10 protein-coding genes are annotated in these 14101 nt (G+C 73.2%); 3 read left to right on the top strand and 7 right to left on the bottom strand.

Features of this window, described 5'->3' with window-relative positions:
• The first annotated feature begins 27 nt into the window (after positions 1–27).
• A complete protein-coding gene (gene mltG, locus ACZ4M5_RS13640) occupies positions 28–873 on the top strand; it encodes an endolytic transglycosylase MltG (protein ID WP_467736189.1) in 846 nt (281 codons plus the stop codon).
• Between the two features lie 17 nt (positions 874–890).
• Here the strand turns inward: mltG and ACZ4M5_RS13635 are convergent, their stop codons facing one another.
• Positions 891–1967, bottom strand: coding sequence for an NAD(P)-binding domain-containing protein (locus ACZ4M5_RS13635; RefSeq protein ID WP_467736574.1), 1077 nt, complete (start codon positions 1965–1967; stop codon positions 891–893).
• 87 nt (positions 1968–2054) lie between these two features.
• Between ACZ4M5_RS13635 and ACZ4M5_RS13630 the strand changes: the two genes are divergently transcribed.
• Positions 2055–2477 (top strand): secondary thiamine-phosphate synthase enzyme YjbQ, encoded by a 423-nt coding sequence (locus ACZ4M5_RS13630; RefSeq protein ID WP_369193884.1) that lies wholly within the window; start codon positions 2055–2057, stop codon positions 2475–2477.
• A 346-nt stretch (positions 2478–2823) separates the two neighbouring features.
• Here ACZ4M5_RS13630 and ACZ4M5_RS13625 read toward each other — a convergent pair whose 3' ends face one another.
• Positions 2824–3429 (bottom strand): response regulator transcription factor, encoded by a 606-nt coding sequence (locus ACZ4M5_RS13625; protein WP_369193886.1) that lies wholly within the window; start codon positions 3427–3429, stop codon positions 2824–2826.
• A 178-nt stretch (positions 3430–3607) separates the two neighbouring features.
• On the opposite strand from ACZ4M5_RS13625, the gene ACZ4M5_RS13620 reads away from it, so the two are divergent.
• Complete coding sequence (locus ACZ4M5_RS13620) at positions 3608–5089, top strand: MFS transporter (RefSeq protein WP_467736572.1); 1482 nt, start codon at positions 3608–3610, stop codon at positions 5087–5089.
• Positions 5090–5102: 13 nt separating this feature from the next.
• On the opposite strand, the gene ACZ4M5_RS13615 is transcribed toward ACZ4M5_RS13620, so the two are convergent.
• The 5 genes from ACZ4M5_RS13615 to ACZ4M5_RS13595 all read right to left on the bottom strand — a co-directional run bounded on the left by ACZ4M5_RS13615 (position 5103) and on the right by ACZ4M5_RS13595 (position 13996).
• Positions 5103–8012: an ATP-binding protein gene (locus ACZ4M5_RS13615; RefSeq protein WP_467736186.1), complete on the bottom strand. Its 2910-nt coding sequence runs from the start codon at positions 8010–8012 to the stop codon at positions 5103–5105.
• Between the two features lie 108 nt (positions 8013–8120).
• Positions 8121–9197, bottom strand: coding sequence for a (-)-alpha-amorphene synthase (locus tag ACZ4M5_RS13610; RefSeq protein ID WP_467736184.1), 1077 nt, complete (start codon positions 9195–9197; stop codon positions 8121–8123).
• Positions 9181–10623, bottom strand: coding sequence for a cytochrome P450 (locus ACZ4M5_RS13605; RefSeq protein WP_467736182.1), 1443 nt, complete (start codon positions 10621–10623; stop codon positions 9181–9183). The genes ACZ4M5_RS13610 and ACZ4M5_RS13605 overlap by 17 nt, the downstream gene beginning before the upstream one ends.
• A gap of 292 nt (positions 10624–10915) precedes the next feature.
• Positions 10916–11320 carry a DUF779 domain-containing protein gene (locus ACZ4M5_RS13600; RefSeq protein ID WP_467736180.1) on the bottom strand — a complete coding sequence of 135 codons (405 nt, stop codon included), beginning with the start codon at positions 11318–11320 and terminating at the stop codon, positions 10916–10918.
• A 270-nt stretch (positions 11321–11590) separates the two neighbouring features.
• Entirely contained in the window at positions 11591–13996 is a 2406-nt protein-coding gene (locus ACZ4M5_RS13595; RefSeq protein WP_467736178.1) for a SpoIIE family protein phosphatase, read from the bottom strand.
• Positions 13997–14101 lie beyond the last annotated feature (105 nt).

Below are 14101 nucleotides of genomic sequence, written 5' to 3'. Positions count from 1 at the left end.
TGACGATATGCGGGTTACCGTGCCCGCATGCAGAAGAACACTCCGCCACGGAGCACGATTCGACTGACGCGCCGGGGCCGCATCGCCCTCGTCGCGACCGGAGCCGTCGTGGTCGGTACCGCCGTGGCGGTGCCGCTGCTGATGCTGACGCCCGAGGAGGACGCCCGGCCCACGGCCCTGGTCGTCCCGGAGGGCTGGCGCGCGACCCAGGTCTACACGGCCGTCGACAAGGCCCTCGAACTGCCCGCGGGCAGCACGAAGAAGGTCGTCGCCAAGGCCGCGCTGAAACTGCCGAACGACGCCGACGGCAACCCCGAGGGCTACCTCTTCCCGGCGACGTACCCGCTGGGCGCGAAGACGACGCCCGAGAAGCTGCTGTCGCTGATGGTCGACACCGCCAACGAGCGGTTCAACGGCGCGCCCATCGCCGCGGGGGCGCAGCGCAACGCCATGAACGTCTACCAGGCCGTCACCATCGCCAGCATCGTCCAGGCGGAGGCGGCCACCAAGGCCGACATGGGGAAGGTCGCCCGGGTCGTCTTCAACCGCCTGGAGCGCGGCATGCCGCTGCAGATGGATTCCACCCTCAACTACGCCCTCGGCCGCTCCACCCTCCGTACGACGCTGCGCGACACCCGGATGGACAGCCCCTACAACTCGTACCAGCGCATGGGGCTGCCGCCGACGCCCATCGACAACCCCGGCGAGGAGGCGATGCGTGCGGCCGTCAACCCGCCCCCCGGCGACTGGCTGTACTTCGTCACGATCCGCCCGGGCGACACCCGCTTCACCGCCGACTACCAGCAACACCAGCGCAACGTCGCGGAGTTCAACGCCCGGCAGAAGAGCGACGGGGCACGGGCGGCCGGGTGAGGTGACGGCGGACGGACCTACGCCGCGGCCCGCTCCCGGCTCAGCAGCCGCCTGATGTCGCGGACCGCCGCACGGCCCGCGCGGTTCGCGCCGATCGTGCTGGCCGAGGGCCCGTAGCCGACCAGGTGGATCCGCGGGTCGGCGGCCGCGCGCGTGCCCTCCATGCGGATGCCGCCGCCCGGACCGCGCAGCCGCAGCGGGGCGAGGTGGTCGATCGCGGCGCGGAAACCGGTGGCCCAGAGGATGACGTCGGCGTCGACGTGCCGGCCGTCCTTCCACTCCACGCCTGCCGGGGTGATGCGGTCGAACATCGGCTGCCGGTCCAGCACCCCGTCCTCGATGCCCTGCCGGATCGCGTCGTTGAGCGGCAGCCCGGTGACCGAGACGACGCTGCGGGGCGGCAGTCCCTGCCGGACCCGCTCCTCGACGAGCGCCACCGCGGCCCGGCCGGCGTCCTCGTCGAACGGTCCCTCGCGGAACACGGGCGGGCGCCGGGTCACCCAGGTGGTGGCCGCAGCGAACCCGGCGATCTCCAGCAGGTGCTGGGTGCCCGAGGCCCCGCCGCCCACCACGACGACCCGCTGCCCGGTGAACTCCTCGGGTCCGGGGTACTGCGCGGTGTGCAGTTGCCGCCCGCGGAAGGTCTCCTGGCCCGGGTAGCGCGGCCAGAACGGCCGGTCCCAGGTGCCGGTGGCGTTGATCAGCGTCCGCGTCGACCAGTTGCCGTCCGAGGTCTCCACGAGCAGCCGGCCGCCCGTGCCCTCGCGCACGGCCCGCACCCCTACCGGGCGCCTGACCCGCAGGTCGAAGACCCGCTCGTACCGGTCGAAGTACTCGCTGATCACCTCGGCGGACGGCCGAGCGGGGTCCGCGTCCGTGAGCTCCATGCCCGGCAGCGCGTGCATCCCGTGCACCTTGCCGTACGTGAGCGACGGCCAGCGGAACTGCCAGGCGCCCCCGGGACCGGGGGAGTGGTCGAGCACGACGAAGTCGCGGTCCGGCTCGAAGCCGGAGCGCCGCAGGTGGTAGGCGGCCGCCAGACCGGCCTGACCGGCACCGATGACCACGGTCTCGACCTCACGCGGGTTGTTCACGCTTCTACCAACGGTCACGGGGGCGTGGATCTTCCCGACGGGCGGGGCGGCCCGGGGGCGGCCGACGCATGGGCCAGGATGGAGGGCATGTCTGATGCCTTCACCACTCGAGTCCTGAACGTCAGCACCGGATCCGCGGAGAGGGTCCTCGACATCACCGGCGACTGCGAGTCCTTCCTGCGTGAGGCCGCCGCCGGCCGCGACGGCCTGCTCAACGTCTTCGTCCCGCACGCCACCGCCGGGATCGCCGTCCTCGAGACCGGTGCCGGCAGCGACGACGACCTGCTGTCCGCGCTGCACACCCTGCTGCCCGCCGACGACCGCTGGCAGCACCGGCACGGCAGCCCCGGCCACGGCCGTGACCACGTCCTGCCCGCCCTCGTCCCGCCGCACGCGACCCTGCCGGTCGTCGACGGCCGGCTGCAACTGGGCACCTGGCAGTCGGTGTGCCTGGTGGACACCAACAAGGACAACCCGGACCGCAAGGTGCGGCTGAGCTTCCTGGGCTGACCCCGCCGCGTCCTCGCCACCCGGCCGGAGCGGCCGAGGAGGTGTCGCCGCAGGACAAGGCGCCGGGCAGCGGGCGGGGCGGGCCGAACGCCCATCCCGTATCGGCGTTCCTCCCGGGTGGCCGATGACGGCTTCACGTCGAACGCGTGACAAACGGTGCTGGTCGGGGCCGTGCCCGCTCTGCCATGCTCGTGGCAGATCCCGGGACAGGGCGCGAGGGCCCGCGGGGGCCGGGCAGGTACACCTCGATGACCTGCCCGGCCGTTCCTCTGTCCGGGGGCGTTCAGGGGCGCTCCCGGGCACCCGGGGCACGGCGCGGCAAGGGCAAGGGCAAGGGGGCGGGCGCTCAGACCCAGCCCGACTCGGTGGCGATCCGGATGGCGTCGATGCGGTTGCGGCCGCCCGTCTTGCGCGTGATCGCCGACAGATGGTTGCGGACCGTCGCCACGGACAGACACAGCCGCTCGGCGATCTCCCGCGTGGGCGTGCCGTCGGCGGTCAGCCGCAGCACCTCCACCTCGCGCGGCGTCAGCGGGTTCACGCCCGCGTCCAGCGCGGCCAGAGCGAACTCCGGGTCGACGAAGCGCTGCCCCCGCACCAGCTTGCGGACCCCGTACACCAGCCGGTCCGGCGGCGCGTTGGTGCTGATGACACCGGCGGCGTGCAGATCCAGCATGCGGCGCAGCCGCTCGGGTGTCGTCGAGGCCATCACCAGCAGCATCCGGCACTCCGGCAGCCGCTCGCGCAGCTCACCCCGGACGGCCAGTTCCTCGCCCTCGCGGGAGTCCACGTCGATCACGGCCACGTCCGGCCGGCACGCCAGCGCGCGGGCGAGCACGTCCCCCTCGCCGTCGGCCTCGGCGACGACCTCGATGTCGTCCTCGTGCGACAGCAGGGCGGCGAACGCTCCCCGCACGAGACGGGTGTGCTCGACGAGCAGAACGCGGATCACGCTCGGATTATCGCCGCCCGCACCGCGGATTTCAGTTCGGGCCGCCCGCGCGTCCGGTCGAGTGGTGAGGCCCATGGGGCGGGCGTACCGTCGAACGGTGGACACCGCAGGCAGCAGCCCGCAGCCGGCCGCACCACAGGCGACCACCACCAAGGAGACCGGTGGTGGCGGAAACGTCATGGCGCTTCTGGTCATCGCCTCGTGCCAGCTGATGGTCGTTCTCGACATCACCATCGTCAACATCGCCCTGCCGCACATCCAGACCAGCCTCGACTTCTCCACCACGAGCCTGTCGTGGGTGGTGAACGCCTACACCCTCACCTTCGGCGGCCTGCTGCTCCTCGGCGGCCGGGCCGGTGACATCCTGGGCCGGCGGCGCGTGTTCATCTTCGGCGTGCTGCTCTTCGTGTTCGCCTCCCTGCTCGGCGGGTTCGCCCAGAACCCCGGCCAACTCCTCGGCGCACGCGCCCTCCAGGGCGTGGGCGGTGCCATCGCCTCCCCGACCTCCCTCGCCCTGATCAGCACCACGTTCCGCGAGGGACCGGAACGCAACCGCGCTTTCGGGGTGTTCGCCGCGGTCTCGGCGGGCGGCGGGGCGATCGGTCTGCTGGCCGGCGGGATGCTGGTGGAGTGGCTCAACTGGCGGTGGGTGCTGTTCGTCAACGTGCCCATCGGCCTGCTCATCGTGCTCGCCACCCCCAAGTGGATCCGCGAGTCCGAGCGTCATCCCGGGCGCTTCGACATCGTCGGCGCCGTCACGTCCACCGCGGGCATGGTGCTGCTCGTCTACGGGTTCATCCGGGCCGCGCAGGACGGCTGGCGGGATCCGCTCACTCTGGCCTCGTTCGCCGGGGCGGTCGTGCTCCTGATCGCCTTCATCCTGATCGAGCGGCGCTCCAGACAACCCATCACGCCGCTGCACATGTTCGCCGACCGCAACCGCGCGGGCACCTACGGCATCATGCTGTGCCTCGCCGCCGCGATCTTCGGGATGTTCTTCTTCCTGACGCTGTTCGTGCAGAACGTGCTGGGCTTCAGCCCCTTGGCTGCAGGTCTCGCCTTCCTGCCGGTCAGCGCGGTCATCGCCGTCGGCGCCGGACTGGCCTCGCGGTTCCTGCCCGTCTACGGGCCCAAGCCGTTCATGGTGCTGGGCGCGATCCTGGCGGCGGCCGGACTGGCCTGGCTCACCCTGACCGACGTGCACTCCACCTACGCGGGCAGCGTCCTCGGGCCGATGCTCGTCTTCAGCCTCGGCATGGGCATGGAGTTCGTCTCACTGACCCTCATGGCCCTGTCCAACGTGCCCACCCCCGAGACGGGCGCGGCCTCCGGGCTCCTCAACGCGACCCAGCAGGTCGGAGGTTCCCTCGGCCTGTCCATCCTGGTGACGATGTACGGCACGGCCAGCACCAACGAGGCCGACAAGCAAGTCCCCGACTTCCTGCGCCAGGCGACACCGGTGGAACGCCTGCGGTTCGAGCGCACCGGGCAGCTGCCCAAACCCTGGTCCGACGAGATCCTCACCGCGGGCGTCTCGGCCGCGTTCGTGACAGCGGCCGTCTTCACCGCCGTGGCCGCCCTGATCGCCCTGATCGTCATCCAGGTCCGCCCCTCCGACCTGGAACGCCTCAAGGGCGGGGCGACCCCCGGCCCGATGTGAGCCCGGCCGGTCTTCAGCGTCCCGGCGGCGGGGAGGCCTCCAGGGCGTCGGCCAGTCCGGCCGCGTCGGTGCCGAGCTTGCGGTACACCGAGGAAAGTTGCCGCCGCACGCCCTCCTCCGTGATCCGCAGCTCCCGCGCCACCGCCGGTGCCGGGAGGCCCTGGGCCGTCATCTCGGCGGCCCTGCGCTCCTGCGCCGTCAGCAGGTCGGTCTGCGCGTAGCGCAGGGGCAGCGGACGCATCCCCGCCGCCGACAGCTCCTGCCTGGCCCGCGCGGCGAGGGCCTCGGCGCCGCAGTGCACCGCGCCCTCCAGCCCCCGGTACAGCCGGTCGGCGGCCTGCTGCATGCGGCCTTCGCGCGACAGCGCCGCGCCCTGACCGACCAGGGCGCGCGCCAGTTCGTAGCCCGCGGGCGACCGTTCGAGGTGGTCGACGGCCTCGTCGTACAGGTCGAGCGCGGCCGGCCCGCCGGTGACGTCGGCCAGCGTGTGCAGTGCCTGCCCGACGACCGAGGCGGCACCGAAGTCGCGTGCGCGGCGCACGGCGTCACCGGCGTGCCGGAGGGCCTCCTCGCGGGCTGTCGGGGCCAGCGCGGAGGCAAGGTGGAGCTGCCACGGGCACCAGGCCGGGTTCCGCCAGGCCCGCCGGTCCAGCCAGGCGCCGACCCCGGTGAGCAGGGGCACGGCCTCCTCCCGCCGGCCCTCCGCGACGAGCAGTTCCGCGTACACCGTGCGCGGGTCCGGGTAGATGACGGCGTTCGGCACCTCGGTGGCGTACCGGGACCCGTCCGCCAGCCGGCGTGCCTCGCCGACACGCCCGCGGGCCAGCAGGGTCTGGATGAGGACGCCGAGCGCGAACCACCGGGCGGGGACCGCCCCGTCGACCTTCTCGGCGATCCGCAGGCCCTCCCTGACCAGGTTCTCGGCCTCGGCGAGACATCCCCGGCGGTAGCGGATGTAACCCGCCAGCGTCTGCCCCAGCGCCAGGTGGGAGCCGCGCCAGCCCTTGCCCACGCATTCGGCGATGCCCTTGCCGAACAGTTCCTCGGCCCGCCGCGGCTGGTCCCCGTACATGAACACCAGCGCGACGGAGACGGGGACTTCGAAGCCGCGGTTCTCGTCGGTCCAGCTCATGCCGCCGTCGAGGGCCTTCTCGGCGAAGGAGAGAGAGGTCTCCCGCGGTTCGCCGCGCTTCATGGCGTCCCACGCGCGCAGGCCCATGATGCAGCGCTCCTCCAGGCTGCGGCCGGGCAGCTGCGCGGCCAGCCGGGCCAGGGCACGGGAGCGGGCCGGTGCGTCGGCGTCGTCCGTGCGGACCATGCTCCACACGAAGTGGTCGGCCTGCATGCGCAGCCGCACCCGGGGATGGGCGGCCTTGCGCGCCTCCTCGGCCGCGACGGTGGCGGCCTCGGCCAGCTGGTCGGTGTGGGCCAGTGCCTGGGTCAGCGTGTAGACGATGGACGCGTGCAGGTCGGGGTCGATATCCGGCTGCGCCAGCGCCTCCCGCAGATGGCGCACGGTGGCGGTGGGTTCGATCAGGAACGTGCAGCAGGCCAGTTCGTACAGGACCGCGGCCCGGTCCTCCGGCAGCGGCGGTTCCTGCAGCGCGCGGGTCAGCAGGCTGCGCGCCGCCTCGGTGGCGCCCGCGCTCAGGCTCTCGCGGGCGGCCTCGCGCAGGCACGCCACCGCCTCGGGCCGGCCCTCGCACGGCACCTCCAGCAGGTGCCGTGCGGCGGCGGTGGGGCTCTCGCCCGAGGTGCGCAGCGACTCGGCGGCGAGATTGTGCAGCAGGACCCGGAAGCCCGAGCGGATGTGCCGGTAGACGGAGGTGGCGATCAGAGGGTGGACGAACTCCAGCTCGCCCTTCGGGCCCTCGCCCTCGGCCAGGATGCGGGCGGCGCGCAGATCCGCGACGGCCTCGGCCGCGTCCTCGTCGCCGAGCACCGCGATGGCAGCGGCGCGCCGCGGGCAGAAGGGCGAGCCGAGGACCGCGGCGGTCTGCGCGAAGCGGACCGTTCGCGTGTCGAGCCGTTGCAGTCTCTCGTGCAGACCCGGGCCCTTCACCGTCGCGGCGATCTCCCGCATGGCGGTCAGGTCGCCCTCGGTGCCCCGCAGGTTCTGCTCGCCCAGCCGGATGGCGAGTTCGACCGCTTCGAACGGGCTGCCGCCGGTGACCGACCAGCACTCCTTGCAGAACCGGTCCTCGGCGTCCCGTCCGAGCTCGTCCCTGACGATCTGCGCCACGCCGTCCGCGCTCAGCCGCTCCAGACTGAAGGAGTGGCTGCCGTGCCGTCCCGCGAGCGAGCGCAACGCGGCTCCCTCGGGGGGCAGTTCGTCGGGCCGGTAGGCGGCCACGACGAGCAGCGGCAGATCGTCGGCCCGGGGGGCGAACGAGGCGAGCCAGCCCAGGGACTCGGCGTCGGCCCAGTGCAGGTCGTCCAGGAGCAGGACCACGGGCGCCCTGCGGACGACGAGGCGAGTCATCACCCAGTCCAGCCCCTCGCGCACGCAGTCCGGATCCGGCAGCCGGGCGGCACCCTTCGCCTCCAGGCCGAGGGCCGCCGAGACGATGTCGTACCAGCTGCCCAGGGCCTGGCGCAGCTTCTCCGCGTCCAGTGCCGCCAGCGAGGGCTGCACGAGCTGGCGCGCCACGTGGAACGCCAGCTTCTGGTCCTTCTCGCCGCCCCTGCCGGAGAACACGGTGAACCCGCGCGCCGCGGCCCGGGCACGGGCCTGCGTGACCAGCGCCGTCTTGCCCAGCCCGGCCGACCCGGTGAACGCCAGGAGTCCCCTGCTGCGGGCGCGCGGCACACCGTCGGCCGCGTACCGCAGTTCCGCCAAGGCAGTGTCGAGGGCACGCAGTTCGCGTGCACGCTCGAGCAACGGCCGGGTCTCGGGTACGGGTTGCCCAAGATCCTGCTCCATGTGCCGCACCACTTTCTGTCGTCGGCCTCCGGGAGACAGGCCGAGCGTATGCCCGTACAGGTGCGGTAATGGCCTGATATGACGGATCCTGCAACTGGAAAGGATGAATCACTCGGAGTCGGGGAAGTGGGCCTCCCTCCTTCGGGTAACGTCGGTCAACCCTGCCTTCCCCGGCGGGTCGGAATCCTGTATCGGGGCCGCCGCGTCCGCGTAGCGCGGCACGGTGCGGGACCAGTGGTAGCAGCCGCCGATCCAGCCGATCAGGCCGTCCACATAGCCGAGGCCGGCCGGACTCAGCACGGGCACGACGGCCGCCCGGAGCCGCTCGACCTCACGGATCGTGTCGTTGATCTGCCGTACGGCCAGCAGGACGGCCGCGGGCAGGGAGCACCGCCGGCTGCGCGCGTACGCGAGGGCCACGTTGATGACCCCGCCGGAGCGCTGCTCCTTCACCGCCGAGTAGAGGTCGGGTATCCAGACCGCGGCGTCGGCCGACAGCCGGCTCAGCCGCCGCACCACGGGGTGGTGGAGCTCCTCCGGGGGCAGTTCGGCGGGCTGCGCCGCCTCGCACAAGGGATGGAAGGGCTCGACGCCGGCGGTCAGGGACCGTATGGCGTCGCACAGGTCGTTCCTCGGGGGACGGGCGCCGGCCTGCGCGACCGCCTCGTACAGCAGCCCGTGCACGTACTCCCGGCTCTTCCACGCCCAGCGTGCCGCCTGGGCCGGGGTGCAGCGCAGCCGGACCTGCTCGTGGAGGTCGGCCAGGGCGGCTCCGAGTGCGGTGCCGGGCGGCCTGCCGTCCCGCAGGACGCCGACGCTCTCGGCCAGCATCGGCAGCAGCGACTCCGGCGCCTCCCGGCCGATCTCCTCCGCGCGGTCGTCGAAGACGAACTGGTACGCGATCTGGTGCGCCGCGATGCGCAACAGCCCGGCGTCCATGTCCGGGCCGTTGTACGAGGCCAGTTCCGCCGGACGGGTCCGCGCGATCATCGCCGCGACCCCCGGTTCCCCGGCCAGTCCGCACTCGGCCAGCCAGCGGCCGACGCCTACGGCCGCCTCGGCCTCGTGGGGGTTGCGCCGGGCCGGGTAGGGCATGTGCAGGTGGGCGTCGATCAGCTCCGCCAGGCTGGACGCGCAGGCGTCGCCGGGCTGTTCGACGGCGATCTCCTCATGCGTGACCGACATGGTGGTCACCCGCCGTTCGTTCGCTCGCGGTGCCGGAGGAGAACCCGTTCCCGGTCCGCGGTGGGCGGGCACGCGGTTCACAGCTCATCACCAGGGCCCGCTGCCCGAGGGTGATGGCCGGGCGCTGCCGCTCGGCGGCCCCCGGCAGCGGCCGAAGGCGCCGGTGGCCGGCGACGGTGGCGAGCACCAACGTGGCCTCCATCAGGGAGAACTCGTCGCCCAGGCAGGTGCGTCCACCCGCGGAGAACGGCATCCAGGCCCGCCGCTGCTCGGTGGTGGGGCATCCCGGCAGCCAGCGCTCGGGGAGGAACCGCTCGGGCTCGGGAAACGTGCCGGGCGCGTGGTGCAGGAGGTAGGGGCTGTAGAGCACGGTCGCCCCGCGGGGCAGCCGGCAGCCGGCCAGCTCCGTCTCCCGCGTGGCGACACGGGTGAAGAGCCAGCCGGGTGAGGTGTGACGCAGCGTCTCGGAGACCACGCACCGGGTGTACGAAAGGCGCGGCAGATCGGCGGAGGCGGGCCGGGACCGTCCGTCCAGCACGGTGTCGACCTCTTCGTGCAGCCGGCGCTCCGCCTCGGGGTTGCGGGCGAGGAGGGCGAAGGCGTCGGCGAGACACAGCGCGGGCGCCTCGACCCCGGTGAGCAGCAGCGTCACCAGGTGGTCGTGGATCTCCTCCGGGGTGAGGGCCGGTGTGCCCTCCTCGCGCCCGGCCGCCAGGAGGGCGCCCAGCACGTCGTCGCGGGGCGCGCCCGCGGTGCGCTCCGCGACGGCCGCGTCGATGATCGCGCGCACGCGGTCCACGGCCCGCCGGTAGCGGCGGTTGGCGGGGAGGGGCAGTCGGAAGAACGCGTCGACCGGGGTGATCGTGCGGACGAACAGGCCGCGGACGATGACGGTCAGGCAGTCCCGCACCTCTGCGGCGGTGGCCTCGTCCAGGGAGTCGGACAGCAGGACGCGGCTGATCACCCTCGTCGTCAGGGCCGTCATCTCCGCGCTGACCCGGACCTCCTGCTCCGGCTGCCAGGCGCGGCAGGTGGCCTCCGCCTCCTCGGCGATCAGGTCGGCGTACCCGGTGACGCGCGAGCGCCGGAAGGCGGGCTGCAGCATCCTGCGCTTGCGGCGGTGCGCGTCCTGACGACACGTCACCAGACCGTCGCCCATCAGTGCGCCGAGCCGGTCGTACAGCGGGCCTCCCTTGTCGTACGTCCTGGGGTCCTTGAGGACCTGATGGACCAACTCGGGGTGGCAGACCATCCAGGCGCGCCGCGGGCCGAGGCGCAACTCGACGAGATCGCCGTGCCGGGGCAGGGAATTCAGGAATTCCAGCGGTCGCCGGGCCAGGGCGATACCGTGACTGAGAAAAGGGAATATGCCTGGTGCAGTACCAGCGGTCCACGCCCGCTCGGTCCGGGAATTGACGCCGCTCATCGATAACCACCTGTCCTGGTCGACGGGCTGATGCGGTGACGGTGCACCGACTCGATGCTCACCGAGTCCTGCCCGGTCCGCGCCTGTCGCCGATCTGGTGAACCCTTTCTGCAAGGGGGCGCACAGGTGCACGGGAAGCGCTGGGGTCATCACCGTCGCGGCACGTTCGCGCGGGGTACGCGTTCCACACGCCAGGTGAACACCCCGCTCGTGCCGCCGCCCCGCACCGCGAATTCGCCGACCTACGGGAAAATGCGGGCCGAAGGCGGCCCGTCCGTGAATAACCCTCGGGCTAGGCGATCTCGTCGGCGCCGGTCGGCAGCGGTGGCTCCGACGCGATGCGGCGCAGTTCCTCGTCCGTGAGGAGGCGGGAGCGCAGCAGGAAGCGGACTCCCTCGGGGGCCTCCAGCGAGAAGCCGCTGCCACGGCCGGGGACGACGTCCACGGTGAGGTGGGTGTGCGACCAGTAGCGGAACTGGTCGCCGCTCATCCAGAACGGGGTGTCGCCGCCCACCTGGCCCAGCAGGACGTCCGAGGCGCCCACCCGGAACTCGCCGCGCGGGTAGCACATCGGCGCGCTGCCGTCGCAACAGCCGCCGGACTGGTGGAACATCACCGGCCCGTGCGCCGCGGTCAGCCGCCGCAGCAACTCCTCTGCCTCGGCGGTCAGTTCGACACGTCCCGTGCGTACGGTCATGCGGTCCCTCCCGGGCCCGGCGGGTGGCCAGGCGTCCAGTATCGGCCCGCACGGGTGCGGGACCGCAAGCCCCGTGCGGGACCGCAAGCCCCGTGCGGGACCGCAAGCCCCCTGCGGGACCTCAAGCCCCGTGCGGGCCGTGCGCCCTTGGGAGGCACGCGTCGTCGCGAGTGGCGCGCACCACGAGTCGCCGTCCGCGACCTCGACTTCTGCGCCGCCGCGTGGTCCCTGTCGCGTGGCCCCGCCGAACCCGGGGGAGCGCCGGCCGCGTCACGTCCCGTCCGCGGTCAGGGGCTGCTCGGCCCAGATGGTCTTGCCGGTGGCGGTCTGACGGCTGCCCCAGCGCTCGGCGAGCTGTGCGACGAGCATCAGCCCCCGCCCGCCCTCGTCGAAGACCCGGGCCCGGCGCAGGTGCGGTGCAGTATTGCTGCCGTCGGACACCTCGCAGATCAGGCTCGCGTCGCGGATCAGCCGCAGCTCGATGGGAGCGCCGCCGTACCGCAGGGCGTTGGTGACGAGTTCGCTGACGATCAGCTCGGTCGCGAACTCGGCCTCCGGCAGGCCCCACGCGGCCAGCTGCTCACCCGCCATCTTGCGGGCCCGGGCCACCGCTGCCGGCTCCGGTGGCAGCCGCCAGGTGCGCACCTGCGCGGCGTCGAGTGCGGCCGTCCGGGCCAGCATCAGCACGATGTCGTCGGCGGGCCTGCCGTCCAGCACCGTGTGCAGGACCCGGTCGCAGGTCTCGTCGAGGGTGCCCGCCCGCTCGCCCAGCGCGCGGCACAGCAGGGCGGCCCCGTTCTCGATGTCGTGCTCCGGCGCCGTGAGGAGACCGTCGGTGTAGAGGGCGAGCAGGCTGCCCTCCTCCAGCGGCAGCTCCACGGCCTCGAAGGGCAGACCCCCCAGCCCCAGCGGCGGCCCGGCCGGCACGTCCAGCAGGCGCACCGCGCCGCCGGGCGTGACCAGCGCGGGCGGTGGGTGCCCGGCGCGGGCCGCGGTGCAGCACCGGGAGACCGGGTCGTACACGGCGTACAGGCAGGTGGCGCCCACCTGGCCGGACGGCGTGTCCGTCTCGTGCGCCCCGGGGCCCTCCTCCCGGTCGAGGCGGATGACCAGATCGTCCAGCTGGGTGAGCAGTTCGTCGGGCGGGAGATCGACGTCCGCGAGCGTGCGGACGGCGGTGCGCAGCCGGCCCATCGTGGCCGAGGCGTGCACACCGTGCCCCACCACGTCCCCGACGACCAGGGCGACCCGGGCGCCGGACAGCGGGATGACGTCGAACCAGTCGCCACCGATGTCCGCGCCGGAACCGGTCGGCAGATAGCGGTAGGCGACTTCCACGGCCGCCAGCGCCGGCGGCCGCTGGGGCAGCAGGCTGCGTTGCAGCGCCAGTGCCGTGCGGCGCTCCCGGGTGAAGCGGCGGGCGTTGTCCACGCTCACCGCCGCCCGGGTGACGATCTCCTCCGCGAGCAGCAGATCGTCCTCGCTGAACGGCTCCGCCGTCCGGTGCCGCAGGAAGTGCACCAGGCCCAGGGTGACGCCCCGGGCGCTCAGCGGCGCCATCATCACCGAGTGGATCATGTACGTGACCATGGTCTCGGCCCGGGCGGACGACGACCCGAGCCACTCCCGCAGCTCCGGATCACCCGGCCGGTGCCGGGTGGCCCGGCCCGCGGCCAGGGTGCGCAGCGGCAGCGTGCCGACCGGGTAGCGGGTGGTGCCGCCCGAGGGGACCACCGACTCGGGGCAGCCCTCCAGCACCGACCGCTGCGCGGTGCGCCGCACCGTCACCGGTGTGTCCGGCGGCAGCGGGCCCGGCTCGTCGCCCACGGCGACGGACTCCAGCAGGTCCACGGTGACGAAGTCCGCGAACCCGCCGCTCACGGCCACCTCGGCGAGTTCCTCGGCCGTCCGGGTGACGTCGAGGGTGCTGCCGATGCGTGTGCTGGCGTCGTTGAGCACCGCCAGCCGGCGGCGGGCCCAGTACTGCTCCGTCGTGTCGAACACGGTCGCCGACATACCCCGCACCGTGCCGGTGCCGTCCTTGAGCGGCGACATGAACATCGACCAGGCGTGAGGCCGGATCTCGCCGGGGGCCTTGCCGTGCGACTCGTGGAAGATCGTCTCGCCGGTGCGCAGCACCTCGCGCTGGAGGCGGTCGTACTCGTCGTAGGGCGGATTGGGCTCGATCTCCCACAGGGTCAGGCCCTTCATCTCCTCCTCGGTCCGGCCCATCACCTCGGTCATGATCTCGTTGGCGGCGACCAGCCGGGCGTCCCGGTCGTAGACCGCGACCGGGACCGGCAACTGGGCCAGCGCGAGGTCCCACAGGGACAGGGTCGCCTGCTCGGCCGGTCCGGCCCGGTACACCGGCGCCGTCCCGGTCACGAGCCACAGCCGCCCGCCGTCCGCGTCCAGCAGCGGCGTCCCCTGCAGCCGGACCACGACGCGGTCGCCGTCCCGGTGCCGCAGCGCCACCTCACCGGCCCAGCGGCGCCCGTCGGCCAGATGCCGTCGCGTGGACTCCGGGAGCGCGGCGGCGAGCAGATCGGTCACGGGCCTGCCCACCACGTCGGCGGACTCGAACCCGAGCAGCAGGCGGGCACCGTCGCTCCAGACCATGACCGCCCCGCCGGCGTCGACGACGACCGCCAGGCCCTCCGGTACGCGTCCCTCCAAGGTGCCTCCGGTGTGACGCCTCTCGACCGCTCACGGGCTCCTGCCCCGATTGTCGCGCCACCGGCCGCTGCGGGCGCGTTCATGGGCCGGGAGAGGCCGGTGATC

It is taken from the genome of Streptomyces sp. NPDC026246, from assembly GCF_055567995.1.
This window is presented reverse-complemented; position numbering and strand designations above follow the sequence as displayed.

Excerpts from the sequence above, each read along its gene's own strand:
- ACZ4M5_RS13630 (WP_369193884.1), top strand. The coding sequence starts at position 2,055 with ATGTCTGATGCCTTCACCACTCGAGTCCTGAACGTCAGCACCGGATCC.
- ACZ4M5_RS13605 (WP_467736182.1), bottom strand. The coding sequence starts at position 10,623 with ATGAGCGGCGTCAATTCCCGGACCGAGCGGGCGTGGACCGCTGGTACT.
- ACZ4M5_RS13620 (WP_467736572.1), top strand. The coding sequence starts at position 3,608 with ATGGCGCTTCTGGTCATCGCCTCGTGCCAGCTGATGGTCGTTCTCGAC.
- ACZ4M5_RS13600 (WP_467736180.1), bottom strand. The coding sequence starts at position 11,320 with ATGACCGTACGCACGGGACGTGTCGAACTGACCGCCGAGGCAGAGGAG.
- mltG (WP_467736189.1), top strand. The coding sequence starts at position 28 with ATGCAGAAGAACACTCCGCCACGGAGCACGATTCGACTGACGCGCCGG.
- ACZ4M5_RS13610 (WP_467736184.1), bottom strand. The coding sequence starts at position 9,197 with ATGTCGGTCACGCATGAGGAGATCGCCGTCGAACAGCCCGGCGACGCC.
- ACZ4M5_RS13615 (WP_467736186.1), bottom strand. The coding sequence starts at position 8,012 with ATGGAGCAGGATCTTGGGCAACCCGTACCCGAGACCCGGCCGTTGCTC.